19 protein-coding genes and 1 pseudogene are annotated in these 24,840 nt (G+C 56.7%); 10 read left to right on the plus strand and 10 right to left on the minus strand.

Features of this window, described 5'->3' with window-relative positions; genetic code table 11:
• Positions 1 to 73: 73 nt before the first annotated feature.
• Complete coding sequence (locus tag AB4N82_RS09780; protein ID WP_032885142.1) at positions 74 to 961, minus strand: lysophospholipid acyltransferase; 888 nt, start codon at positions 959 to 961, stop codon at positions 74 to 76.
• Positions 962 to 1,001: 40 nt separating this feature from the next.
• Positions 1,002 to 1,559, minus strand: coding sequence for a DNA-3-methyladenine glycosylase I (locus AB4N82_RS09785; RefSeq protein ID WP_122764017.1), 558 nt, complete (start codon positions 1,557 to 1,559; stop codon positions 1,002 to 1,004).
• An 81-nt stretch (positions 1,560 to 1,640) separates the two neighbouring features.
• Between AB4N82_RS09785 and glyQ the strand changes: the two genes are divergently transcribed.
• From glyQ to AB4N82_RS09805, 4 genes are all read left to right on the plus strand, one after another.
• Complete coding sequence (glyQ, locus tag AB4N82_RS09790; RefSeq protein ID WP_003213601.1) at positions 1,641 to 2,594, plus strand: glycine--tRNA ligase subunit alpha; 954 nt, start codon at positions 1,641 to 1,643, stop codon at positions 2,592 to 2,594.
• Positions 2,591 to 4,645, plus strand: coding sequence for a glycine--tRNA ligase subunit beta (gene glyS, locus AB4N82_RS09795; protein WP_460104861.1), 2,055 nt, complete (start codon positions 2,591 to 2,593; stop codon positions 4,643 to 4,645). The genes glyQ and glyS overlap by 4 nt, the downstream gene beginning before the upstream one ends.
• Before the next feature lie 2 nt (positions 4,646 to 4,647).
• Positions 4,648 to 5,184 (plus strand): D-glycero-beta-D-manno-heptose 1,7-bisphosphate 7-phosphatase, encoded by a 537-nt coding sequence (gene gmhB, locus AB4N82_RS09800; RefSeq protein WP_012721458.1) that lies wholly within the window; start codon positions 4,648 to 4,650, stop codon positions 5,182 to 5,184.
• A gap of 82 nt (positions 5,185 to 5,266) precedes the next feature.
• Complete coding sequence (locus AB4N82_RS09805) at positions 5,267 to 6,037, plus strand: lysophospholipid acyltransferase family protein (protein ID WP_095185270.1); 771 nt, start codon at positions 5,267 to 5,269, stop codon at positions 6,035 to 6,037.
• A 179-nt stretch (positions 6,038 to 6,216) separates the two neighbouring features.
• On the opposite strand, the gene AB4N82_RS09810 is transcribed toward AB4N82_RS09805, so the two are convergent.
• The gene (locus AB4N82_RS09810) at positions 6,217 to 8,499 is read right to left on the minus strand and encodes a CHASE2 domain-containing protein (protein ID WP_122764016.1); all 2,283 of its coding nucleotides are present in this window, start codon (positions 8,497 to 8,499) and stop codon (positions 6,217 to 6,219) included.
• A 379-nt stretch (positions 8,500 to 8,878) separates the two neighbouring features.
• Here AB4N82_RS09810 and AB4N82_RS09815 point away from each other — a divergent pair, with 379 nt between their 5' ends.
• The gene (locus AB4N82_RS09815; protein ID WP_032885147.1) at positions 8,879 to 9,601 is read left to right on the plus strand and encodes a response regulator transcription factor; all 723 of its coding nucleotides are present in this window, start codon (positions 8,879 to 8,881) and stop codon (positions 9,599 to 9,601) included.
• Between the two features lie 103 nt (positions 9,602 to 9,704).
• On the opposite strand, the gene gyrB is transcribed toward AB4N82_RS09815, so the two are convergent.
• From gyrB to dnaA, 4 genes and pseudogenes are all read right to left on the minus strand, one after another.
• Entirely contained in the window at positions 9,705 to 12,122 is a 2,418-nt protein-coding gene (gyrB, locus tag AB4N82_RS09820; protein ID WP_032885149.1) for a DNA topoisomerase (ATP-hydrolyzing) subunit B, read from the minus strand.
• Positions 12,123 to 12,126: 4 nt separating this feature from the next.
• Positions 12,127 to 13,229: pseudogene (gene recF / locus AB4N82_RS09825) on the minus strand (DNA replication/repair protein RecF).
• 20 nt (positions 13,230 to 13,249) lie between these two features.
• A complete protein-coding gene (gene dnaN / locus AB4N82_RS09830) occupies positions 13,250 to 14,353 on the minus strand; it encodes a DNA polymerase III subunit beta (RefSeq protein WP_005783345.1) in 1,104 nt (367 codons plus the stop codon).
• 38 nt (positions 14,354 to 14,391) lie between these two features.
• Complete coding sequence (dnaA, locus tag AB4N82_RS09835; RefSeq protein WP_032885151.1) at positions 14,392 to 15,912, minus strand: chromosomal replication initiator protein DnaA; 1,521 nt, start codon at positions 15,910 to 15,912, stop codon at positions 14,392 to 14,394.
• A gap of 586 nt (positions 15,913 to 16,498) precedes the next feature.
• Here dnaA and rpmH point away from each other — a divergent pair.
• The 5 genes from rpmH (at position 16,499) to mnmE (ending at position 20,427) form a co-directional block, all read left to right on the plus strand.
• Positions 16,499 to 16,633 carry a 50S ribosomal protein L34 gene (gene rpmH, locus AB4N82_RS09840; RefSeq protein WP_003213577.1) on the plus strand — a complete coding sequence of 45 codons (135 nt, stop codon included), beginning with the start codon at positions 16,499 to 16,501 and terminating at the stop codon, positions 16,631 to 16,633.
• A gap of 16 nt (positions 16,634 to 16,649) precedes the next feature.
• Positions 16,650 to 17,054, plus strand: a complete 405-nt coding sequence (gene rnpA, locus AB4N82_RS09845) for a ribonuclease P protein component (RefSeq protein WP_026013533.1) — start codon at positions 16,650 to 16,652, stop codon at positions 17,052 to 17,054.
• Positions 17,047 to 17,292: a membrane protein insertion efficiency factor YidD gene (gene yidD / locus AB4N82_RS09850; RefSeq protein ID WP_010207715.1), complete on the plus strand. Its 246-nt coding sequence runs from the start codon at positions 17,047 to 17,049 to the stop codon at positions 17,290 to 17,292. The genes rnpA and yidD overlap by 8 nt, the downstream gene beginning before the upstream one ends.
• A 2-nt stretch (positions 17,293 to 17,294) precedes the next feature.
• On the plus strand, positions 17,295 to 18,977 hold the full coding sequence (gene yidC / locus AB4N82_RS09855) for a membrane protein insertase YidC (protein ID WP_122764014.1): 1,683 nt from the start codon (positions 17,295 to 17,297) through the stop codon (positions 18,975 to 18,977).
• 79 nt (positions 18,978 to 19,056) lie between these two features.
• Entirely contained in the window at positions 19,057 to 20,427 is a 1,371-nt protein-coding gene (mnmE, locus tag AB4N82_RS09860; protein ID WP_032885154.1) for a tRNA uridine-5-carboxymethylaminomethyl(34) synthesis GTPase MnmE, read from the plus strand.
• Between the two features lie 19 nt (positions 20,428 to 20,446).
• On the opposite strand, the gene AB4N82_RS09865 is transcribed toward mnmE, so the two are convergent.
• From AB4N82_RS09865 to AB4N82_RS09875, 3 genes are all read right to left on the minus strand, one after another.
• Positions 20,447 to 22,885, minus strand: coding sequence for a TonB-dependent siderophore receptor (locus AB4N82_RS09865; protein ID WP_122764013.1), 2,439 nt, complete (start codon positions 22,883 to 22,885; stop codon positions 20,447 to 20,449).
• A gap of 88 nt (positions 22,886 to 22,973) precedes the next feature.
• Positions 22,974 to 23,918, minus strand: coding sequence for a FecR domain-containing protein (locus AB4N82_RS09870; protein WP_099601806.1), 945 nt, complete (start codon positions 23,916 to 23,918; stop codon positions 22,974 to 22,976).
• On the minus strand, positions 23,918 to 24,424 hold the full coding sequence (locus AB4N82_RS09875; protein WP_460104864.1) for a sigma-70 family RNA polymerase sigma factor: 507 nt from the start codon (positions 24,422 to 24,424) through the stop codon (positions 23,918 to 23,920). Before AB4N82_RS09875 ends, AB4N82_RS09870 begins: the two co-directional genes overlap by 1 nt.
• Between the last annotated feature and the right edge of the window lie 416 nt (positions 24,425 to 24,840).

The raw sequence follows: 24,840 nt of genomic DNA on the forward strand, positions 1-24,840 counted from the left end.
ATCGAAAATGTGGGAGGGGCAAGTCGAATCGTCGCACCGCCCCTCCCACATTTGGTTTTGTATTGTCTTTGGGTCAATACCACCGCTCTTCACCCGGCGGGCGTTTCTTGAAGCGCTTCATGCTCCACATGTACTGGCTCGGGTAGGCGCCGACATAACGCTCAACGACCTTGCTCATCGCGGCGCAAGACGTGGCGGTGTCGGTGCTGTACATGTCTTCCGGCGCAGCTTCCAGGATCACTTTGTAGCCCGAACCATCCGGCAGTCGCAGGGCATGCAGGAATACACCGACCGCCTTATGGCCCGCGAGCATATTCGGCACGAACTTGCTGGTGAGCGCCTGGGTTGCAAAGAATGGCACGAAGATCCCCGCCGATTCCGCCGGCTCCGGGTCAGCGGGAATACCCACTTGGCCACCTTTACGCACTTCCTTGATCACACTGAGGATGCCTTCCTTAGTGGAAGCCGCCACACGGTTGCCCAACTGCACGCGCTGCTTGCGCAGCAACTCATCCACTGCCTTGAGCTTGGGCGGGCGGTAAAAAATGATCGGTTTGCACTGGTTGCAGTAAAAGTGGTTCAACACTTCCCAGTTGCCCAGGTGGCTGGTGATGCCGACTACGCCTTTGCCCGAGGCCAGAGCTTCGTGCAGCACTTCCAGGCCTTCGACTTCACGCACCAGGTCGATGGAACGCTGGGCCGGCCAGATCCAGGCGCAGGCGCTTTCAGTCAGGGACTTGCCGATGTCCATCAGGCTTTGGCCGACCAGGCGCTCCCGGGCAGCGGGGTCCATGTCCGGAAAGCATTTTGAGAGGTTGATCCGCACCGTTTCGCGGGATCGGTTGGGGGTTTTCCACATGATCCAGCCGATGGCCGAACCCACGGCTTGCACTGCGCGCCATGGCAGCAGGGCAAACAACCGAAGAGCGCCTACCAGCAAGGCGCCTTTAAACTTTTCCACAGGTCACTCCTGATCGTGTGTAGTGCGCAAAGCGCGCATTCTAACCGGCGTTGACCAAGTCCGCGTAACGGTCGCAGTCCTGAGTGTGGTCCATGACCATGCCAGAGGCCTGCATGAACGCGTAACAGATGGTCGGGCCAACAAAGGTGAAACCGGCTTTCTTGAGTGCTTTGCTCATGGCTTCAGCCTCCGGCGTAATCGCCGGCACTTCGCTGCGGTCCTTGAAATGGTTGACCTTGGGCACCCCGCCGACAAACGACCAGAGCAACCCCACCGGATCCGCCAGCGCCAGCCAAGCCGCAGCGTTGCGCCGGGTGGCGTTGAGCTTGAGGCGGTTGCGCACGATACCTGGGTCGAGCATCAGCGCTTCGATCTCGTCATCGCTCAATTGCGCCAACCGCTGCGGATCAAAACCGAACAAGACCTTTCGATAATGCTCGCGTTTGCGTAAAACGGTGATCCAGGAAAGGCCCGCCTGGAACCCTTCGAGTAAAAGCAACTCGAACAAACCCTGCGCATCGCGTAGCGGCGTTCCCCACTCCTGATCGTGATAAGCCATGTACAGCGGATCTTCAGAACACCAAAAGCAGCGTGGCATAAGGCTCCAGGGGATGGTGGCGCGGCCGAATCGGGTATACTCCCGCTCTTTAAATCGCAGCCCAAGTAACAGGTGAATTTCGTGAGCCAGCCTACGCCAGCCGTGCGTACCTTCCAAGACTTGATCCTCGCCCTCCAGCAATACTGGGCCGAGCAAGGTTGTGTGGTACTTCAGCCCTACGATATGGAAGTAGGCGCCGGCACTTTCCACACCGCTACCTTCCTGCGGGCCATTGGCCCGGAAACCTGGAACGCCGCTTATGTGCAGCCCAGTCGTCGCCCGACTGACGGCCGCTACGGCGAAAACCCGAACCGTCTGCAGCACTACTACCAGTTCCAGGTGGTATTGAAGCCGAACCCGGACAATTTCCAGGAACTGTATCTGGGCTCGCTCAAGCATGTTGGCCTTGATCCGCTGGTCCACGATATCCGCTTCGTCGAAGACAACTGGGAGTCGCCGACCCTGGGTGCCTGGGGCTTGGGCTGGGAAGTCTGGCTCAACGGCATGGAAGTAACGCAGTTCACTTACTTCCAGCAAGCCGGTGGCATCGAGTGCTACCCGGTGACCGGCGAAATCACCTACGGCCTTGAGCGCTTGGCCATGTACCTGCAAGGCGTGGACTCGGTCTACGACTTGGTGTGGGCTGACGGCCCGTTCGGCAAAGTGACCTACGGCGATGTGTTCCACCAGAACGAAGTGGAGCAATCCACCTACAACTTCGAACACGCCAACGTCGAAAAGCTGTTCGAACTGTTCGACTTCTACGAAAGCGAAGCCAAGCGTCTGATCGAACTCGATCAGCCGCTGCCGCTGCCAAGCTATGAAATGGTGTTGAAGGCGTCCCATACCTTCAACCTGCTGGACGCCCGCCGTGCCATCTCGGTAACCGCGCGCCAGCAATACATCCTGCGTGTACGCACCCTGGCGCGTTCCGTCGCCCAAGCCTACCTGCTGGCTCGCGCCAAGCTGGGCTTCCCGATGGCAACCCCGGACCTGCGTGATGAAGTGTTGGCTAAGCTGGAGGCTGCACAATGAGTGCTCAAGATTTCCTGGTTGAACTGGGCACCGAAGAGCTGCCACCGAAGGCACTCAACACCCTGGCCGATGCGTTCCTGGCCGGGATCGAAAAAGGCCTGCAAAGCGCTGGCCTGAAGTTTGAAGCCAAGAAAGTCTACGCCGCGCCACGTCGCCTGGCCGTGTTGCTGACCGCGCTGGAAACCCAGCAACCGGACCGCAGCATTAACCTCGACGGCCCGCCGCGCCAAGCGGCTTTCGACGCTGAAGGCAATCCGACCCAGGCTGCCCTTGGTTTTGCCAAGAAGTGCGGCGTGGAACTGAGCGAGATCGACCAGAGTGGTCCGAAACTGCGTTTCAGCCAGGTCATCACCGGTAAGCCGACTGCCAGCCTGCTGCCGACCATCGTTGAAGACTCCCTGAACGACCTGCCGATCCCCAAGCGCATGCGCTGGGGTGCACGTAAAGAAGAATTCGTCCGCCCAACCCAATGGCTGGTGATGCTGCTCGGTGACCAGGTCATTGACTGCACCATCCTCGCCCAGAAGGCCGGCCGAGATTCCCGCGGTCACCGCTTCCACCATCCAGAAGCCGTACGCATCACCTCGCCGGCGAACTATGCCGCCGATCTGCGTGCAGCCTATGTGCTGGCCGACGCCAACGAGCGTCGCGAGCTGATCAGCAAGCGCACCGAAGAACTGGCCCGCCTGCAGGAAGGCACCGCCATCGTGCCGCCAAGCCTGCTCGACGAAGTGACCGCGCTGGTTGAATGGCCTGTGCCGCTGGTGTGCTCGTTCGAAGAGCGCTTCCTCGATGTGCCGCAAGAAGCACTGATCACCACCATGCAGGACAACCAGAAGTACTTCTGCCTGCTGGACGTGGACGGTAAGTTGCTGCCGCGCTTTATCACCGTAGCCAACATTGAAAGCAAAGACCCGCAGCAGATCATCGCCGGTAACGAGAAAGTCGTTCGCCCGCGACTGACTGACGCTGAGTTCTTCTTCACGCAAGACAAGAAGCAGAAGCTCGAAGACTTCAACCTGCGCCTGCAAAACGTGGTGTTCCAGGAAAAACTCGGTAGCGTCTACGACAAGGCTGTGCGTGTTTCCAAACTCGCTGCCTACATCGCACCACGCATCGGCGGCGATGCGGCCTCGGCCGCCCGCGCTGGTTTGCTGTCCAAGTGCGACCTGGCGACCGAGATGGTCGGCGAATTCCCAGAGATGCAAGGTGTTGCCGGCTACTACTACGCCCTCAACGATGGCGAGGCCGAAGACGTCGCCCTGGCGCTGAACGAGCAGTACATGCCACGCGGTGCTGGTGCAGAACTGCCAACTACCTTGACCGGTGCGGCCGTGGCCATCGCCGACAAGCTGGATACCCTGGTGGGCATCTTCGGTATCGGCATGCTGCCTACCGGTAGCAAGGACCCGTACGCCCTGCGCCGTGCGGCATTGGGCGTGCTGCGTATCCTGATCGACAAGAAGCTCGACCTGGACCTGACACAGGCCATCGTGTTCGCGGTGGGTCAGTTCGGTACTAAGGTCAAGCAAGCGGGTCTGGCCGAGCAAGTGCTGGAGTTCGTGTTCGACCGCCTGCGTGCGCGTTACGAAGACGAAGGCGTGGACGTTTCCGTCTACCTGTCGGTTCGCGCCCTGCAGCCGGGTTCGGCGCTGGACTTCGATCAGCGCGTACAAGCCGTACAGGCCTTCCGTAAGTTGCCGGAAGCCGATGCCCTGGCCGCTGTGAACAAGCGTGTGTCGAACCTGCTGAGCAAGGCCGAAGGCCTGGGCAATGGCGACGTCGACCCTGGCCTGTTTGCCGATGCCAAAGAGTTCTCGCTGAATTCGGCCATCGCCAAGGCAGAAAACGCCGTCAAGCCGCTGATCGCCGAGCGTAACTACGCCGAAGCGCTGGCGCGCCTGGCCACCCTGCGTGAACCGGTGGATGCGTTCTTCGAAGCCGTGATGATCAATGCCGAAGATGCCGGCGTACGGAAAAACCGTTACGCCATGCTGGCGCGTCTGCGCGGCTTGTTCGTCAACATCGCTGACATTTCGACACTGAGCTGACCATGTTGAAACTGCTGATTCTCGATCGGGACGGGGTGATCAACTACGACTCCGACGCTTACATCAAGTCGGTGGCGGAATGGATTCCACTGCCCGGTTCGATCGAGGCCATCGCGCAGTTGAGCAAAGCCGGCTGGACGGTGGCCATCGCCACCAACCAGTCCGGCATTGCCCGTGGCTATTACGACATCGCTACCCTGGACGCCATGCACGCGCGCTTGCGCACGCTGGTGGCGGAGCAGGGCGGTGAGGTGGGGCTGGTGGTGTACTGCCCTCACGGGCCGGATGAGGGCTGCGATTGCCGCAAACCCAAACCTGGCATGTTGAAAACCATTGCAGAACATTACAAGGTGCCCTTGGCTGGGATATGGTTCGTCGGGGACAGCCTCGGTGACCTGGAGGCGGCCAAAGCCGTCGACTCTCAGCCAGTTTTGGTAAAGACCGGGAAAGGCGAAAAGACCCAGGCGAAAAACCTGCCGGTAGGCACCTTGATTTTTGACGATCTGGCGGCGGTTGCCGCAGAACTTATCAACAACTAGCCGCCCTCGACTTCCTGACCAAGGACTGTTCGGGAGTGCGCTTTTAACAGGCGGGCCCTGTCCCGCAACGGTAAATGCCGCCATGTCGATTTTGCAGGCCATCAGAACCTTTTTCTTTTACCTGCTGCTGGGCACCAGTTCGTTTCTCTGGTGCACCCTGAGCTTTTTTATTGCGCCGTTCCTGCCGTTCAAGGCGCGCTATCGCTTTATCAACGTCTATTGGTGCCGCTGCGCGTTGTGGCTGACCAAGGTGTTCCTGAACATTCGTTTCGAGGTCAAGGGCGCGGAAAACGTACCGGACCAGCCGTGCGTGATTTTGTCGAATCACCAGAGCACCTGGGAGACCTTCTTTCTCTCGGCTTACTTCTCGCCATTGAGCCAAGTGCTCAAGCGTGAGCTGCTGTACGTGCCGTTCTTCGGCTGGGCCATGGCCATGTTGCGCCCGATTGCTATCGACCGTGACAACCCCAAGGCAGCTCTCAAGCATGTCGCCAAGAAGGGCGATGAGCTGCTCAAAGACGGCGTGTGGGTGCTGATCTTTCCGGAAGGAACACGAGTCCCCTTTGGGACCGTAGGCAAGTTCTCCCGTGGCGGTACAGCATTGGCGGTCAACGCCAACCTGCCAGTGTTGCCGATTGCACATAACGCCGGCAGGTTCTGGCCGAAGACCGGTTGGGCAAAACGCGAGGGCACCATCACGGTGGTGATTGGCGAGCCAATGTACGCAGAAGGCGAAGGCCCACGCGCTATTGCAGCGCTGAATGAGCGCGCCCAGGCGTGGAATGAGGCACAGCAGCGGGCCATGGGTTCTCTACCGCCGGAGCCAGTTGTTGTGGATACGCCGGTGATATGAGGATCTGTGGATAACCTGTGTACGGTTTGTTGGCGAATCAGCTTTTTTGAGTCATAAGAAGCTGATTTACTTACATATTTCCAGAGCCGATAAAATCTCGAAAAACGTGCATAAGTTTTTTCCGCATAAAAAAACCGGTCCTTGTGACCGGTTTTTTATGCACAGCAGAAAAGGACGTTTTAACAGTCTTCCAGCAAGGGCAATTGCAGTCTGAATGTGGTGCCTTTGCCTAGAGTGCTTTCACATTCGATACGTCCTCCATGGCGCTCCACGACTGCCTTGACCATGGTGAGCCCTAGCCCCAACCCTTCGCTGCCTTGGGCTGAATCAAAGCGTTTGTACTGGCTGAACAGCTCCGGTAAATCCTTGGAGGCTATCCCGGGGCCCTGGTCGCTGATAAGGCATTCCAACCAACCTTGTTCGCTGCTGTGTCTCAACCGGACGGTGGTGCCGGATGGCGAGTACTTGATCGCGTTCTCCAGCACATTGAATAACGCGCGAGTGAGTAGGGACTGATCGGCTGACACCATCCCTTCATCCGCCTCTTCAAGATCGTGGACCAGGTGAATACCTTTGAGCTGGGCGATCAGTGCTACCTGGTCAAAAGCATCCATTACCAGCATGGCAAACAGCGTCGGTTGGAAGTGGTAACCATCGGCCTCCGCTTTCGCCAACTGGACGAAGGATTCAGTCAGGCTCAAGGCTCGGCGTACTTGCTGCTCAATCTGAGAAAATACTGGCGACTCGGCGTTGTGCACGTCGAGCAGCGCGAGGATCGCCGAGTGCGGTGCACGCAGGTCATGGGAAAGGAAACGCAGCATGGTTTCCCGGTGCTGCTGGGCCTCGCGCTCTTTGCTCAGGTCTGTGAGGCTTAGCAACCAACCCAGCGCCACATCCCCTTCAGCCGGTAGTAAAGGAGCAAGCTCCATGCGCAGGCTGCGTTGGTGAATATCACGGAACTCAACAAGCTCCAACGCCGAAAGGGCAGGGCGCACGCCGTTGTGCAGGGGTGGATAACCCAGATCAACCAATTGGTCCAATAGGTTTTGGTTGACCAGATCGCTGCCGAACACGTCGCGGGCAATGCGATTGGCCAGCAGGATATTGCCTTGTGTGTCTGTGATCAGCGTCGCCACCGGCAGGCACTCCAAACCATCGGCCATAAAGCGTCGTGTGTCCCTTGTACGGCTTACCGCTTGCTCCAGGGCAAAGATGCGCCCCTGCAACACATCACCTTTGCTGGCAGGCGCACGTCGGCGCTCAGGCAGAACTTTGGGTTCGTCATCCAATCGGGCCAACTCCCAGCCAAAGTACGCCAGGATTACGCTGAGACGTCGCCAGTTCCAGATCAGGTAGCTGAGCAGCAATCCGATCAGGCAGGCCGCAGGCGACCACCAGTAGCCGATACGCAATAGGGCAAATGAGCCGAGCAAAGCCGTGAACATACAGCCAAGGGTCATCCACAGTGCAAAGCGTGGGCGGTAGAGCAGCAGCCCCAGTAGTGCCGCCACCAGGGATGTTGCCATCAGGGCAGCCACCCAGTCGGGCAAGTCCACAATGCTGCGACCTTGCAGCAATCCATTGAGCACGTTGGCCTGAATCTCCACGCCCGCCGTGGTTCCCACCATGGGTGAGAGCGGCGTGACATAGCGATCGCCCATTCCCGATGCTGGCGCTCCTACCAGAATCAGGCGATTGCGCAGCCGCTCGGGGGAGACTTCGCCACGTAATACGCTGACATAAGACACGCTTGGAAAATGGCTGTCGGGGGCGATATACGGGATGCGAACTGCATACTCTCGATGCCAATCCTGGGAATTCGAATCCACAGGCTCACCTGGCATTTCTGACGGCTGGCCGCTCATCGTGAACGCCAACCACGCCAACTGAGGTGCCGTCGCATTGGGTGGGCCCTCACGTAAATAAAGGCTGCGCACCACGCCATCGCTATCAGCCTCCACGTTGATATGCCCAACCCCCTTGGCACATTTGAGCAGCGGCCGCATTTGTACTCTGGGTGGGCTATAACTGGCAGAGTCGTCACGCCCCAAGGGCAACAGTACGTTGCCGGCGTTGCACACCGCATCTGCCAAACGCTTTTCTTGGAGGGGATCGGCGGGATCGCTGAAGATTACATCCAACAGAATGCTGGCGGGTTGTGCAGCGCTCAGACGATCGATCAGGTCGGCGTGCAAACTAGGGGGCCAAGGCCACTGGCCGAGCTTCTTCAGGCTGGCGTCATCGATAGTAACCAGCAGGATACGAGGATCCACCGGCAGCGGTGTTAGACGGCGAAGGCTGTCATACAGCGGGTTGTTCAAAGCCAGGCCAGTACTCATTGAGAGGTAGGCTGTGATCGGCAACAACAGCAAACCGATCCACAACCACTCACGAACCAGACCGTGGAACAGCCGTTGGGCATGGGTGGGTTGACGTTTTTCGGCCTTACCCCAGAGCATCATTGATCAGCGTGTCCCTGTTGTTGGCATGCGGTAGAAGGTGGCATAGCGCCCAGTGAAGCTCATTTTCGACGCGGTGGAAAAGTTTTACTGCTTGGGACTCGTAAAGGTGCGAATTCCAAAGGGCATCCACTATCAGGGCACAGGAGTTTACGACAGCGCACGCGTCGGCTGATCCTTTTCCTTAAGGCTTGGAGCCGGTATCTTTCCCACGTAGGTACCGAGGACTTTAACTGGGTTAATCACTTATTGATCCCAGCGTACCGAGAGATCCAAGGGGCCGACGAATCTGCGCACAATTCTTCAGATTCGACGGCCGGCATCTGTGCAGTACGTGCCTTCACTACGGCTGCAGTACTCTTAGAGAAGAAAGGACCCACCCATGCGTGTCGCAATACTGGATGACGAACCCGCTGAATTGAGACGGGTGGAACAGACACTGCGACAAATCCCCAGCACCGCCGAACAGCCCTGGACCCTTCATTGCTTCGAGCGTGGCGAAGACCTGCTGCGCCAATTGCGTCGGGAAACCTTTGACCTGCTGATACTCGACTGGCAACTGCCCGATATCACTGGCATCGCATTGCTGCGCTGGACCCGTGAACACATGGAGTCCCCACCCGCCGTGATCATGCTCACTAGCCGCGATGCTGAAAGCGATATCGTCACCGCGTTGAACAGTGGCGCCGATGATTACGTCAGCAAACCCTTTCGCCCCAATGAACTGAAGGCTCGGGTGACCGCCGTTCTACGTCGCCATGGCCTGCAGAAGCCGGCGACCCAGGAAGTACAGAGCTTCAATGATCTGACCTTTGACGACGCCGAATTGACCGTCACTCGTGCGGGAAAACCGATCAACCTCACCGAGCGGGAATACCGCTTGGCGAGCTGCTTGTTCGCCAACCTGGCCCGGCCACTGTCCCGCGAGTACCTCTATGAGCGGTTCTGGACCCATGAAGAAATGGTGTCATCGAGACCCTTGGATACGCATATCTATCGGTTGCGTAACAAGCTGGGGCTTACTGCTGACAGGGGTTGGCAGCTGTTGACGATCTATGGGTATGGGTACCGTTTGGAGAGTGTGGCGACAGCTTCCCATGGTTGAAAACGGTGATGTTCCACGTGGAGCATTTTAGAAAAACTGATTTTCACGTAATAAAAAAGGCCAACGCATAGCGTTGGCCTTTTTTCTGCGGGTCTCGCCTGGATCAGAAATCCAGGTTAGACACTGCCAGAGCATTACTCTCGATGAAGTCACGGCGAGGCTCGACCGCATCACCCATCAGGGTGTTGAAGATCTGGTCTGCCCCAATGGCGTCTTCGATGGTCACGCGCAGCATGCGACGCTGAGCAGGGTCCATGGTGGTTTCCCACAATTGATCAGGGTTCATCTCACCCAAACCTTTGTATCGCTGGATGGTGTGGCGCTTGGTGCTTTCCGCCATCAGCCAGTCCAGGGCCTCTTTGAACTCCTTGACTGCTTTCTTACGCTCGCCACGCTGAATGTAGGCGCCGTCGTCCAGCAGGGTGCTTAGTTGCGCGCCCAAGGTGACCACAGTTTTGTAGTCATTGCTGCCGAAGAAGTCGCGGTTGAAGGTGACGTAGTTCGACAGACCATGGGAGATCAGTTCGACCTCTGGCAGCCATACGTTACGTTCACGGTCTTCACGCAGACTGGCTTTGTACACCAGGCCAGATTTCTCCACAGTGCGCAGACGTACTTCGTACTGGGCCAGCCACTCCTGCATCGCTGCATGATCGCCCAACTGCTCCAGGCTCACGGCCGGCAGATAGATGAAGTGTTCGGTCAGTTCCTGTGGGTATAGGCGCGACAGCCGCTTGAGGGTCTTCATAACCATGCGGAAATCGTTAACCAGACGCTCCAACGCCTCACCGGAAATACCGGGTGCTTCGTCGTTCAAGTGCAGGCTCGCATCTTCCAGGGCCGACTGCGTCATGTACTCTTCCATGGCGTCGTCGTCTTTGATGTATTGCTCTTGCTTACCCTTTTTCACTTTGTACAAAGGTGGCTGGGCGATGTAGATGTAGCCACGCTCGATCAGCTCCGGCAACTGACGGAAGAAGAAAGTCAGCAGCAGAGTACGGATGTGAGAGCCGTCGACGTCAGCATCGGTCATGATGATGATGTTGTGATAGCGCAGCTTATCGATGTTGTACTCGTCGCGACCGATACCGCAGCCCAACGCCGTGATCAAGGTGCCAACTTCCTGGGAGGAAATCATCTTGTCGAAGCGAGCTTTCTCTACGTTAAGGATCTTACCCTTCAACGGCAGGATGGCCTGGGTGCGACGGTTACGGCCCTGCTTGGCGGAACCGCCAGCAGAGTCACCTTCCACCAGGTACAGTTCGGAGAGGGCAGGGTCTTTTTCCTGGCAGTCAGCCAGTTTGCCCGGCAAGCCGGCGATATCCAACGCGCCTTTACGACGGGTCATCTCGCGAGCCTTACGCGCGGCTTCCCGGGCGCGCGCAGCATCGATCATCTTACCGACGACCAGCTTGGCTTCGTTCGGATTCTCCAGCAGGAAGTCCGAGAAGTATTTACCCATTTCCTGTTCAACGGCTGTCTTCACTTCGGAAGACACCAGCTTGTCTTTAGTCTGGGAACTAAACTTAGGATCCGGCACTTTCACCGAGATAATCGCGGTCAGACCTTCACGCGCATCGTCACCGGTGGTGGCAACTTTATGCTTCTTCGCCAGGCCTTCGGCTTCGATGTAGGTGTTCAGGTTACGCGTCAGCGCGGAACGGAAACCCACCAAGTGAGTGCCGCCATCGCGCTGGGGAATGTTGTTGGTGAAGCACAACAGGTTCTCGTTGAAGCTGTCGTTCCATTGCAGGGCGATTTCCACGCCGATGCCGTCATCGCGCTGGATGTTGAAGTGAAACACCTGGTTGACCGCAGTCTTGTTGGTGTTCAGGTATTCAACGAATGCACGCAGACCACCTTCGTACTTGAACAGTTCTTCCTTGCCGCTGCGCTCATCCTTGAGGACGATACCCACACCGGAGTTGAGGAAGGAGAGTTCGCGAATACGCTTGGCCAGGATGTCCCAACTGAAGTGGATATTCTTGAATGTTTCATCGGACGGCTTGAAATGAATCTGAGTACCGGTGGTTTCACTGTCGCCAACGATTTTCATCGGCTCCTGTGGAACACCGTGGACGTAGGTCTGTTCCCAGATCTTTCCGCTGCGGCGAACGGTCAGGATCAGCTCTTCGGACAGCGCGTTTACTACCGAAACACCTACACCGTGCAACCCCCCAGATACTTTATAGGAGTTGTCGTCGAACTTACCGCCGGCGTGGAGCACGGTCATGATGACCTCTGCTGCCGAAACACCTTCTTCTTTGTGCACATCTACCGGAATGCCACGACCGTTGTCGCGCACGGTGATGGATTCGTCCGGGTGGATGATGATGCTGATGTCGTCGCAGTGACCGGCCAAAGCTTCGTCGATGGAGTTGTCGACCACCTCGAACACCATGTGGTGCAGACCGCTACCGTCATCAGTGTCGCCAATGTACATACCGGGACGTTTGCGTACGGCATCCAAACCTTTCAGCACTTTAATGCTGGTCGAGTCGTACGTGTTTTCTTCGCTCATGCCTTCACTCCCGATGGTCGTGGGTCTGGGTGATACGGCCTTGTTCCACGTGGAACAAAGCGACTGGCGTTTCCGTCTGCCAGCCTTCCCTCAATAATTCGTGGTCTACACAGGTGATAAAAACCTGGCAGCGTAATTCTTCCAACAAGCGGCATAACGCACGGCGATGTTGCTCGTCGAGTTCAGACGGCAAGTCATCCACCAGATAAATACACTGACCACGTCGGGCTTGGCTAACCAGATGACCCTGGGCGATACGCAGTGCACACACCACCAACTTCTGCTGGCCACGGGACAAGATGTCCGCAGCATTGTGTGCGCCTAATCTAAGACGCAAATCAGCCCGTTGGGGTCCGGCCTGGGTATGGCCAATTTGCTGATCCCGTTGCAGGGAAGTCGCGAGCACTGCACTCAGCTCACGCTCTTTATCCCAACCACGGTAGTAACTCAGCGTCAGCCCCTCGAGATCCAACAACTCACTCAAGGTCTGCTCAAAGACTGGTTTCAAGGCTTTGATATAGGCGCGGCGGTATTCATCTATTTCATCGCTGGCCAGGCACAATTCCCGGTCCCAGGCCGCTTGCGAAGCGGCGTCAAGTGTACCATGCCGCAGCCATGAGTTCCGCTGCCGCAGGGCCTTCTGCAGGCGCTGCCATGTGGCCATGAATCGTGGTTCCACGTGGAACACTCCCCAATCGAGGAACTGCCTGCGGATTTTCGGCGCACCTTCCAGTAATCGGAAGCTGTCAGGGTTGATCAGTTGCAACGGCAGGATCTCTGCCAGTTGCGCAGCACTGCGAGCATTTTGCCCGTCGATGCGAATCTGGAACTCACCGCCGCGATCACGAGAAATCCCCAGGCTGCTGTGGCCTCCTTCTGCCAGTTCGACTTGGCCAAAGACCGTGCAGGCCAGTTGTTCGTACTGAATCACCGGCAACAAGCGGGCACTGCGAAAGGAACGGGCAAGCCCTAGTAGGTGGATGGCTTCCAGCACGCTGGTTTTGCCACTACCGTTGGCGCCGTGGAGGATGTTGATGCGGGGGAGGGGGAGAAGGTCACCGGGTGCAAATTGCGCACCGCGGTGACCGAGACGCGACTAAGGGACATCTAGCTTCTGCTGAGCATGATTACAGGCGCATCGGCATAACAACATAAGCCGAGTCGTCGTTGTCGGATTCCTGCACCAGAGCGCTGCTGTTGGAGTCAGACAGGATCAGGCGAACCTGTTCAGTGGTCATCACACCCAACACGTCCAGCAAGTAGCTCACGTTGAAGCCGATTTCCAGGGAACCACCGTTGTAGTCAACGCCGACTTCTTCTTCCGCTTCTTCCTGCTCCGGGTTATTGGCCTGAATTTTTAACTGACCGTTGGCCAATTGCAGACGAATACCACGGTACTTTTCGTTGGACAGAATCGCGGTACGGCTGAACGCTTCACGCAGGGCCTGACGGTCACCGATTACCAACTTGTCCCCACCTTTAGGCAGCACACGCTCGTAATCCGGGAATTTGCCGTCGACCAGCTTGGACGTGAACGTGAATTCGCCGGTGGTCGCGCGGATATGGTGCTGACCCAGCACGATGCTGACATTGCCATCCGGCTCGGTGAGCAAGCGCGCCAGTTCGAGAATACCCTTACGCGGCACAATCACCTGATGACGATCAGGTTGACCGATATCGGCGCGCATCGAGCACATTGCCAGACGGTGACCGTCGGTAGCCACGGCGCGGATGATGCCTTCCGACACTTCCAGCAGCATGCCGTTGAGGTAGTAACGCACGTCCTGCTGGGCCATGGCGAAGCTGGTGCGTTCGATAAGACGGCGCAGTTTACTTTGCTCAAGGCTGCAGGTCAGTGAGCCTGGGCCTTCCTCCACAGTCGGGAAATCATTGGCCGGCAAAGTGGACAGCGTGAAACGACTGCGACCTGCCTTGACCACCAACTTCTGCTCATCAACCTTAATGTCGATCAGCGCGTCGTTCGGCAGACTCTTGCAGATGTCCATCAGCTTACGCGCTGGCACAGTAATCTCGCCAGGCTCTGCAGGCTCTTCCAGCTGCACGCGGCCAACCAATTCGACTTCCAGGTCGGTACCAGTCAGGGACAACTGCTGGCCTTCGACAACCAGCAATACGTTGGAGAGCACCGGCAAGGTCTGTCGGCGCTCGACGACGCCTGCGACCAGTTGCAGGGGTTTCAACAGGGCTTCGCGTTGAATGGTGAAATGCATGGTCTAGTCCCTTGCCTTAATAAGCTGCGCTGGTGTCATCAAGTGGTCAGTGTACGCAGCAGGTTCTTGTAGTCCTCGCGAATATCCGCGTCGGATTCCTTAAGTTCGTTGATCTTGCGGCATGCGTGCAAGACTGTGGTGTGGTCGCGACCACCAAACACATCGCCGATTTCCGGCAGGCTATGGTTGGTCAACTCCTTGGAGAGGGCCATGGCCACTTGTCGCGGACGAGCCACCGAGCGAGAACGGCGCTTGGACAGCAGGTCGGAAATCTTGATCTTGTAGTACTCGGCCACGGTGCGCTGGATGTTATCCACACTCACCAGTTTGTCCTGCAGTGCCAGCAAGTCTTTCAAGGATTCGCGAATCAGCTCGATGGTGATGTCGCGCCCCATAAAGTGCGAGTGTGCGATGACTCGCTTGAGCGCGCCTTCGAGCTCACGCACGTTGGAACGAATGCGCTGTGCGATAAAGAAAGCAGCGTCGTGTGGCAGATCGACTTTTGCCTGATCGGCTTTTTTCATCAGAATCGCAACGCGGGTTTCCAGCTCCGGCGGCTCTACCGCAACGGTGAGGCCCCAGCCAAAGCGCGACTTCAAGCGTTCTTCCAGGCCTTCGATTTCCTTCGGATAACGGTCACTGGTCAAGATGACCTGTTGACCGCCTTCGAGCAGGGCGTTGAAGGTATGGAAAAACTCTTCCTGTGAACGTTCCTTGCGGGCAAAGAACTGAATGTCATCGATGAGCAAGGCGTCAACGGAACGGTAGAACCGCTTGAACTCGTTGATGGCATTGAGCTGCAAGGCCTTAACCATGTCCGCCACGAAGCGCTCCGAGTGCAGGTACACGACCTTGGCATTCGGGTTCTTCTTTAATAGATGGTTACCCACAGCGTGCATCAAGTGAGTTTTACCCAAGCCCACGCCACCATAAAGGAAGAGCGGGTTGTAACCATGCTTGGGGTTATCCGCCACTTGCCAGGCCGCGGCGCGAGCCAGCTGGTTAGATTTACCTTCGACGAAATTCTCGAAGGTAAAGGTGCGGTTCAAGTAGCTGGTGTGCTTGAGCGCGCCTTCGACCTGCACGGTGCGCTGTTCGGCGCGAATCGGTGCCTGCTGCGAGCTGGCACCAGCCATGGGGTCAAAGCTGTCGCGAGACGGCTCTTCATTAATAGGGGCGTTTTTCTGTGACGCCGATTTAGAAGGCGTCTGGGCAACGGGAGCAGGCGAGTTATTAACAGGTGCCGCTGCGGCCTGAGCTTGAGAAGCGCTCGCCGCCAATGGCGCATTCGGCGCAGCGCGAGGCGCCGAGCTGCGTTTGCTGCCTATTAATAAGGAGAGCACAGGCGCAAGGCCATTGCCGTGTTCGTCGAGCAATTCGAGAACGCGGCTCAGGTACTTCTCGTTGACCCAGTCGAGAACAAAACGATTAGGTGCGTAGACACGCAACTCGTCGCCTTCGGCTTCGACCTGTAGCGGACGGATCCAGGTGTTGAATTGCTGGGCAGGCAGCTCATCGCGCAAAAGCTCCACGCACTGCTGCCAAAGTTCCACTGACACGGATATCCCCTAAGTTGAAAGCCGGTGAGGCAAAAACAGCCGCCATTGTAGCGGCGAGCCGCCCACTTATCCACATGTAGGTTGCCCACAGGGCACCCAAAATCAATGTCTTATCCCGGAAAAAGCCGACCAGTGGTCTGTGCATAAGGTCTGTGGATAAGCGGCCCTGAGCTCGTTGTACAAGTGGGGGTGAAAGTCTGTGGGTAACTGGGCTGTGGATAACATGCCATTCCACACACAGCTTATCCGACAGCGCAGCACAGGCAGAGCACCGCTTCTCCCCCATGTTGTCATCCTCTGTACATCAAGTGGAATATGGCCTCAAGGCAGTTATCCACAGAGGATGGCCTGCCTAGCTTTTATAAGCTTTACAGAAAAGCTTTAAATAACTTCCTTCTTTATTTTTATATCTATGACATTGCTCATGGAAGCCAGGCGGATAGAAAAGGGGGTTTTACCCGATAGAGATCTAATTGAAGGAAAAGCTGGTTGGAAATTGACCTAGAGGCTTGCTTTCTCTAGAATCGCCGGTCTCTTAAAACGGGGGCCATTCCGGCCCGTTGTGGACGAACCAGGTAACAACGCCATGAAACGTACTTTCCAACCAAGCACCATCAAACGCGCCCGTACTCACGGCTTCCGTGCTCGCATGGCTACCAAGAACGGCCGTGCTGTCCTGTCGCGTCGCCGCGCCAAAGGTCGTGCGCGTCTGGCAGTTTGATAATCCGGTACTGGTGGTGAGTCAGGACTTCAGTCGGGAAAAGCGTCTGCTAACACCCCGGCACTTCAAGGCAGTCTTTGACTCCCCCACCGGCAAGGTTCCGGGGAAAAATCTCCTGCTCCTTGCGCGTAACAACGATCTTGATCACCCCCGTCTCGGGTTGGTGATTGGCAAGAAGAGCGTAAAGCTCTCCGTTGAGCGCAATCGCCTCAAGCGTCTGATGCGCGAATCGTTTCGCCTCCACCAGGACACTCTGGTTGGTTGGGATATTGTTATCGTCGCGCGCAAAGGCTTGGGGGATGTAGAAAACCCCGAATTGATTCAGCATTTCGGCAAGCTCTGGAAACGTCTGGCGCGTACCAACAAACCAGCACCAGCAGTCAGCACCGAAACTGTAGGGGTAGACAGTACCAATGCGTAAACTGGCACTCGTTCCGATCCAGTTTTATCGCTATGCCATTAGTCCTCTGATGGCCAGTCACTGTCGTTTCTACCCCAGTTGTTCCTGCTACGCGTTAGAAGCCATAGAAAATCATGGTCTTCTGCGCGGTGGCTGGCTGACCTTTCGTCGTTTAGGTCGCTGTCATCCGTGGAATCCCGGTGGTTATGACCCGGTTCCACCTATCCCTACCTCCCGTTCTTCTTCGATGGCCGAGTAATCATGGATATTAAACGCACGATCCTGATCGTCGCCCTGGCAATCGTGTCCTACGTCATGGTTCTTAAGTGGAACCAGGATTATGGCCAAGCTGCCCTGCCGACTCAGAATGTTGCTACCAATCAGGCTGCCCCGGCTATTCCGGACACCCCGCTGGGTACCAATGCGTCCGCGAGTGCAGATGTTCCCAGCGCGAGTGGCGAGACAAGCGCCCCTTTAGAAACGCCAGTGGTCACCAATAAAGACCTCATCCTCGTGAAAACGGATGTGCTCGACTTGGCTATCGACCCACAAGGTGGTGATATCGCGCAATTGAAACTGCCGCTGTATCCACGTCGCCAAGACCATCCGGATGTACCGTTCCAACTGTTCGATAACGGTGGTGAACGTACTTATCTGGCGCAAAGCGGTCTGACCGGCACTAATGGTCCGGATGCGCGCGCTACCGGTCGTCCGGTTTATTCGACCGAAAAGAAGGTTTATCAACTGGCTGATGGCCAAAACCAGTTGAACGTCGACCTGAAATTCAGCCTCGACGGCGTCAACTACATCAAGCGTTTCAGTTTCACTCGCGGTTTGTACGACCTGAAGGTCACTTACCTGATCGACAACACCAGCGAAAAACCTTGGAGCGGCAATCTGTTTGCCCAACTCAAGCGTGATGGCAGCTCCGATCCTTCTTCCAGCACCGCTACTGGTACCGCTACCTACTTGGGCGCAGCCCTGTGGACAAGTAACGAGCCGTACAAAAAAGTGTCGATGAAAGATATCGACAAAGGCGCGCTGAAAGAAACCGTTCAAGGCGGCTGGGTTGCCTGGTTGCAACACTATTTCGTGACCGCCTGGATCCCGAACAAGGGTGAAGCCAACCTGGTTCAAACCCGTAAAGACAGCCAAGGTAACTACATCATTGGCTTTACTGGCCCGGCGTTGACCGTCGCTCCAGGTGCCAAGGCTGAAACCAGCGCTACCCTGTACGCCGGCCCGAAAAGCCAGGCCGTGCTGAAAGAGTTGTCCCCAGGTCTGGAACTGACTGTGGATTACGGCATTCTGTGGTTCATTGCCCAGCCTATCTTCTGGCTGCTGCAACATATCCACAGCATTGTGGGTAACTGGGGCTTCTCGATCATATTCCTGACCATGCTGATTAAGGGGATCTTCTTCCCACTGTCGGCTGCCAGCTACAAGTCGATGGCTCGCATGCGTGCCGTGGCTCCGAAACTGGCCGCGTTGAAAGAGCAGCATGGTGATGATCGGCAGAAAATGTCGCAGGCCATGATGGAGCTGTACAAGAAAGAGAAGATCAACCCGTTGGGTGGATGCTTGCCTATTCTGGTGCAGATGCCGGTGTTCCTATCGCTGTACTGGGTACTCCTGGAAAGCGTGGAAATGCGCCAGGCACCGTTCATGCTGTGGATAACTGATCTGTCGATCAAGGACCCATTCTTTATCCTGCCGATCATCATGGGCGCGACCATGTTCATCCAGCAGCGTCTGAACCCAACACCGCCGGATCCGATGCAGGCTAAAGTGATGAAAATGATGCCAATCATCTTCACTTTCTTCTTCCTGTGGTTCCCAGCTGGTCTGGTTCTGTACTGGGTGGTCAACAACGTGTTGTCGATCTCTCAACAGTGGTACATCACACGTAAAATCGAAGCGGCTACCAAAAAAGCCGAGGCGTAATTTACTCTGTGGATAACCACTCAAGACGCCCCCTAGTGGGGCGTTTTGCTTTCCGTCACTTTTGTTCTGGAACCTGCTGATGAGCGCTCCTCGTGAAACCATCGCTGCTGTCGCAACCGCTCAAGGTCGCGGCGGTGTGGGTATCGTTCGAATTTCCGGGCCCCTCGCCGGCATGGCAGCCAAGGCCATCAGCGGCCGGGAATTGAAACCGCGGTATGCCCATTACGGCCCGTTTCTGGATGCAGACCACAGCGTATTGGATGAGGGCCTGGCCCTCTATTTCCCTGGACCTAACTCTTTCACCGGTGAGGATGTCCTGGAACTGCAAGGCCACGGTGGTCCTGTAGTCCTGGATATGCTGCTGCAGCGTTGCCTGCAATTAGGCTGCCGTCTCGCCCGGCCGGGTGAGTTCAGTGAACGCGCGTTCTTGAATGACAAGCTCGATCTGGCCCAGGCCGAAGCCATCGCGGACCTGATCGAAGCGAGTTCCGCACAGGCCGCACGCAATGCGTTGCGTTCGCTGCAGGGGGCATTTTCCCTGCGTGTGCATAACTTGACCGAGCAATTGATCAGCCTGCGCATCTACGTAGAGGCGGCGATTGATTTTCCTGAGGAAGAGATCGACTTCCTCGCCGATGGCCACGTATTGGCAATGTTGGATAAAGTCCGCGAGGAGTTATCCACAGTACTGCGTGAAGCGGGGCAAGGCGCCTTGCTGCGCGATGGCATGACGGTGGTCATTGCCGGTCGCCCCAACGCGGGTAAGTCCAGCCTTCTGAATGCCTTGGCCGGACGTGAGGCTGCCATCGTCACCGAGATTGCCGGCACCACCCGGGACATCCTGCGCGAACATATCCACATCGACGGCATGCCGCTGCACGTGGTTGACACCGCAGGCTTGCGCGATACCGATGACCAGGTGGAAAAGATCGGCGTAGAGCGCGCCCTCAAAGCCATCAGTGAAGCAGACCGCGTATTACTGGTGGTTGATGCCACTGCGCCTGAGGCTGCGGATCCTTTTGCCCTTTGGCCGGAGTTTCTTGAACAACGACCTGACCCGGCTAACGTCACCTTGATCCGCAACAAGGCTGACCTGACAGGCGAAGCCATCGCGCTTGAAATGGGTGAGGATGGCCACGTCACGATCAGCCTGAGCGCCAAGTCGGCGGGTAATGGCCTGGAATTGCTGCGCGACCATCTCAAGGCCTGCATGGGTTACGAGCAGACCTCGGAAAGCAGCTTCAGTGCGCGTCGCAGGCACCTGGAGGCACTGCGTCATGCCAGTGCGGCCCTTGAGCACGGACGCGCGCAGCTGACCTTGGCGGGGGCAGGGGAGCTGCTGGCCGAGGATCTACGTCAGGCACAGCAGCTGCTGGGGGAAATCACCGGAGCCTTCAGCTCCGATGATTTGTTGGGACGGATCTTTTCCAGCTTCTGCATCGGTAAATAGCAACGTTATCCACAATGGTTTACCAGTTGTAGGACACCGTACCGAGCAAGGTACGGCTGTCACCCCAGTAACAACGCCCTGCATCGTTGCAACCGGATACATATTCCTTGTCGAACAGGTTCTTGGCATTCACATCAACCGACCAGTTTTTGTCGAACTGATAGCCAACGGATGCATCCACCAGGGTGACGCTTCCCGCGTCCAATTTTCCGTACAGCGTGGGCGCGGTGTAGGAAAAGGTACTGTCGAAATAACGCACGCCCGCCCCCAGGGACAACCCCTTGAGCTGACTGTCGAGGAATCGGTATTTGCCCCATACGGACGCCTGATTCCGCGGCACCCCGGTCAGCTGGTGCCCTTCGACCAGAGAAGTAGCGGAGTCCTTAGTGATTCGAGCGTCAGTGTAGGTGTAGGCCGCCGTTAAATTCAGGTTAGGCGTGACGTTGCTGTTGACCTCGACTTCAACGCCCTTGGACCGACTTTCGCCTACTTGGCGGTAGCTGTTAGTGGTGGCGTCGAGGTAGGTGTCATCTTCCTTGCGCAAGTCATACACCGACACAGTCATTGCCGTATCCCAGCCGATCGGTTCGTACTTCACGCCTACTTCGTATTGGCTGCTAGTAATCGGCTTCAAGGGTGAACCGGCGTTGGAAATCTGCTGTACCGGCACGAATGCAGTGGAATAGCTCACATACGGCGTCAGGCCATTGTCGAACTGGTACATCACCCCGCCTTGATAGGTGAACTTGCGATCTTCAGAGCCGGTATCGCTGGCCTTGTTGACCTTGTCGCGGAAATCACTCTCGACCCAGTCCTGACGGCCACCCAACAGGAATAACCAGCGGTCATACTTGCTCTGCAGCTGTGCATAAACCCCTTTCATCTGCTGTTCGAGCAACGTGTTCTGTACTGCCAGAGGCGTGGTCGGGTCGCGCAAGTAAACAGGGTTATACACATCGATGGTGCCGGCGAACCCGGCATTCCATTCTTGATTGAAAGAAGTGCGGTCGTAGCTGGCGCCGAACAGCAGGGTATTTTCCAGCCCGCCGACCTGAAATTTGCCTTCCAGCTGGTTATCCAAGGAATAAACCATCGACTTGTTGTAGCGATCGTAAGCGTTCATGTTCAGCCGAGTCCCGAAACCGCCGTTGTTCAATTGGCCCGGCCAGGTTTCGTGACGGTTGATACGCGACTGCATGTAGCGCGAGTTCTGGCGGAACTGCCAGTCGTCATTGAAGCTATGAGCGAGCTCATACCCCGTGCTCCAGGCTTCACGTTCGAAGGTGTTCCAGTCTGGATTCCCGAGCATGGTGTGCTTGGACAACTTGCCGTTGGGATTCGTCAGTAACGTGCCGGCAGCTGGTAGGCCGAGTTCCAGGTTGGTGTGATCCTTCTGGTAGCTGGCGAGCAGGGTGAGGGTGTTGTAGTCGTCGAAATTCAGGGTCAGGGAGGGAGCAACGTAGAGGCGATCATCCGGCACATGATCAGTCTGGGTATCAGACTTGCGCCCCAGCATCACCACGCGTCCAAGGATGTCGCCGCTGTCATTGAGCGGACCGGAGATATCTACACCCACCTGACGGCGGTTATTCGAACCATAGCCCAGTTGTACCTCGCCTTGCGGCGTGGCGGTTGGATGTTTACTGACCAGGTTCACCAGGCCACCGGGGGCATTTTCACCGTAGAGCAGCGACGAAGGCCCACGGAATATTTCGACCCGCTCCAGGCCATAAGGCTCGCTGGTGGTGTCGTACCGGTTGCCCTGAACACGTAGTCCATCACGCAGCAGGCCGTAGCCATAGTCTGTGGCGTTGAAACCGCGAATGAAGAACAGGTCACCGGCCAGACTATCGCCGGCAGCGAAGGGCGGGGCGAAAATACCCGGCACGTAGCCCAGTACTTCGGTAAGGGACTGGGACTTCTGGTCCTTGATGCGCTGACCGGTGACGACCGATACCGACCGCGGTGTTTCCGACAGTGGCGTGCTGGTTTTGGTCCCAATCCGGCTATTTTGAGCTTTGTAGCCCACATCCCCGGCGATCTCCTGATTGAAACCGTCCAGTTGAACCGTGCTTACAGTCGTAGGCGCAAGGGTCAGTTCTCCTGTGGGCGCCGCTTGCAATATGTAGCTACCAGGCGCCTGGGCCACAGCCTCTAACGCTGAGTTTTGCAACAGCAGCGCAAAGCCCTGCTCCACCGAATAGTCCCCCTCAAGCCCAGGGGTGTTCAAATGAGCGGTCTGCTGGGGCGAAAAGGACAGGATCACATTGGCCCTGGCCGCAAATTGGCTCAAGGCGCTGTCGAGCGGACCTGCGCCAATAGCGAAGTGCTGCACCACGCTGGCTGCAAGGGCGCCTGTTGATAACAACCCGCAGGCAGCGGCGGTAGAGGTAAGCAGCAAACCGTAGGTCAGGCCGTGGTAGGAGAGTCGCTGGCGAAGCTTAGGAGGAAGGCGCATAGGTGGATAAACCCTGAAGGTAGCGTCGTGATTACCTGTAGGGCCGCGTCAGGTAAAAAAAAGATAACCCTGTGGATTATTTTTTTGCTCAGCCTATTCGCTTCACCGAAACCCAGTAACGGGTGAAGTAATTGACCTGGATCGGCAGCGTCGCTTGCAGGTTGGCCAGCACCGCATCGGTGGAATCCAATCGGAATGTGCCGGAAACCCGCAGGCGCGCCGAAGCTGGATCGCATTGCAGGACCCCAGGTCGATAACGACCGAGCTCGTCGATCACATCGCCGAGCCGGGCATCGAGCACGATCAATTGTCCGTCGACCCAGGCAGCTTCAGCCCCGCTGTAAGGTTGGCTTACCCCTACGCTTTGCCGATTGAATTGCGCACTCTCGCCTGCAACGAGCAGCCGGCTGAGGTCTGGTCGATCAGTGGGTGAAATGCTGACGCGGTCTTCCAGCACTCCGACCCGTGTGAAATCCGCCAGTTGGCGCACAGTAAAGTGTGTCCCCAAAGCCTGGATGCGACCCTGCTGAGTCTCAACATAGAAGGGCATCTGCGCGCCCGACTTGCCAGTGTGGATAAGAACTTCGCCTTCGCGCAGGCGTATCAAGCGCTGGCGTCCGTCGAACAGCACATCAATGGCGGTTTGGGTATTCAGGTCAATCCGGGTGCCGTCGGCCAGTTCGATGCGCCGGCGCTTGCCCAAAGGTGTACGGAAATCGGCCCAAACATTGCCCAGGGACGTATGTTGCTGAACATTCCACCCCAAGTAACCGGTGCTGCCGAGTACCAGCATCCACTTGAGCACCTGGCGACGTTGCTGTGTGGCCGACAAAGCGCGGCGAGTGAAATCCTGGGGCAAGGCACCCAGGCTGCGTTGCAATTGCTCCAGCTGATTCCACGCCGCCTGATGGGACGGATCGATGTTGAGCCATTGCTGCCAGGCATGGCGCTCGGCCGCTGTGGGCGTCTGGGATTGAAACTGCACGTACCAGCCGGCGGCAGCCTCGAAGGTCTTGCGATCAGGCGCTGCCATTACAAGGAGGCCATGATCATTGAACATTCGGTCAACGCGCGAACCATGTGCTTCTTCACGGTCGTCAGTGACACCTGCAGTTGATCGGCGATCTGTTGATAAGTCAGGCCGTCAATCTGCGACAGCATGAAGATCCGCCGCGAGCGTTCGCCCAAGCTGGCGAGAGCTTTATCCACAGCCACCAGGGTTTCGATGATGATCGCCTTATCTTCTTCACTGATGGCAGTGGCATCAGGACGCTCGGCCAGGCTTTGCTTATAAGCCTGTTCAATGGCGTGACGCCTGTAGCGGTCAATTACCAGACCCCTGGCGATGGTCGCCAGATAATCACGTTGCTCAAGGATCTGCGCCGCATGGCGCCCACCAAGAATGCGCACGAACGTATCGTGTGCGACATCGGCCGCATCGCAGGCGTTATGCAACTTACCTCTGAGCCACCCGTGCAACCAAGAATGGTGCTGTTCGTAAATATGCTGGACGGCAACCGTGTGTGAAGGAGTAGACATAGGGTGCGAGAGGGTAGGTTAATGATAATCGCTATTATTAACTGCACTGCAGATTTCTCACAATAGATCTCTTTTTACGTTGTTCACTTCCGAGTCGAAGGATTTCGGTGGCTTCACCGAGACCTCGGTATAGCGTGTTTGCTCGATTTCTGTGGATTAAGCCCTGTGAATAACCGCCCCTGTGCCCAGTTGATAACAGGGCTTGAAACCTGAGTAAAAACCCCTCTGTGGATAAGTGACTGTTTAATCCACAGGCTTAGCGTACTTATCCAAGGACCTCATTGGCACATGACCACAGACTTTTGAATCTCTGTACATACCGTAAATAAAGGCCTGTAGAGATCTATCCACAGAAATGATGCTCAGTAGAAATAAACATAAAAACAAAGATTTAATAAATTTCTCTCTTTTAATTT

The sequence above is a fragment of the Pseudomonas sp. H1_D04 genome (genome assembly GCF_054683855.1).

Bases quoted from the DNA above. Each gene is read 5' to 3' on its own strand.
- AB4N82_RS09785 (WP_122764017.1), bottom strand. From the start codon at position 1,559: ATGCCACGCTGCTTTTGGTGTTCTGAAGATCCGCTGTACATGGCTTAT.
- glyS (WP_460104861.1), top strand. From the start codon at position 2,591: ATGAGTGCTCAAGATTTCCTGGTTGAACTGGGCACCGAAGAGCTGCCA.
- gmhB (WP_012721458.1), top strand. From the start codon at position 4,648: ATGTTGAAACTGCTGATTCTCGATCGGGACGGGGTGATCAACTACGAC.
- AB4N82_RS09805 (WP_095185270.1), top strand. From the start codon at position 5,267: ATGTCGATTTTGCAGGCCATCAGAACCTTTTTCTTTTACCTGCTGCTG.
- AB4N82_RS09810 (WP_122764016.1), bottom strand. From the start codon at position 8,499: ATGATGCTCTGGGGTAAGGCCGAAAAACGTCAACCCACCCATGCCCAA.
- AB4N82_RS09815 (WP_032885147.1), top strand. From the start codon at position 8,879: ATGCGTGTCGCAATACTGGATGACGAACCCGCTGAATTGAGACGGGTG.
- gyrB (WP_032885149.1), bottom strand. From the start codon at position 12,122: ATGAGCGAAGAAAACACGTACGACTCGACCAGCATTAAAGTGCTGAAA.
- dnaN (WP_005783345.1), bottom strand. From the start codon at position 14,353: ATGCATTTCACCATTCAACGCGAAGCCCTGTTGAAACCCCTGCAACTG.
- rpmH (WP_003213577.1), top strand. From the start codon at position 16,499: ATGAAACGTACTTTCCAACCAAGCACCATCAAACGCGCCCGTACTCAC.
- yidD (WP_010207715.1), top strand. From the start codon at position 17,047: ATGCGTAAACTGGCACTCGTTCCGATCCAGTTTTATCGCTATGCCATT.
- yidC (WP_122764014.1), top strand. From the start codon at position 17,295: ATGGATATTAAACGCACGATCCTGATCGTCGCCCTGGCAATCGTGTCC.
- mnmE (WP_032885154.1), top strand. From the start codon at position 19,057: ATGAGCGCTCCTCGTGAAACCATCGCTGCTGTCGCAACCGCTCAAGGT.
- AB4N82_RS09865 (WP_122764013.1), bottom strand. From the start codon at position 22,885: ATGCGCCTTCCTCCTAAGCTTCGCCAGCGACTCTCCTACCACGGCCTG.
- AB4N82_RS09870 (WP_099601806.1), bottom strand. From the start codon at position 23,918: ATGGCAGCGCCTGATCGCAAGACCTTCGAGGCTGCCGCCGGCTGGTAC.
- AB4N82_RS09875 (WP_460104864.1), bottom strand. From the start codon at position 24,424: ATGTCTACTCCTTCACACACGGTTGCCGTCCAGCATATTTACGAACAG.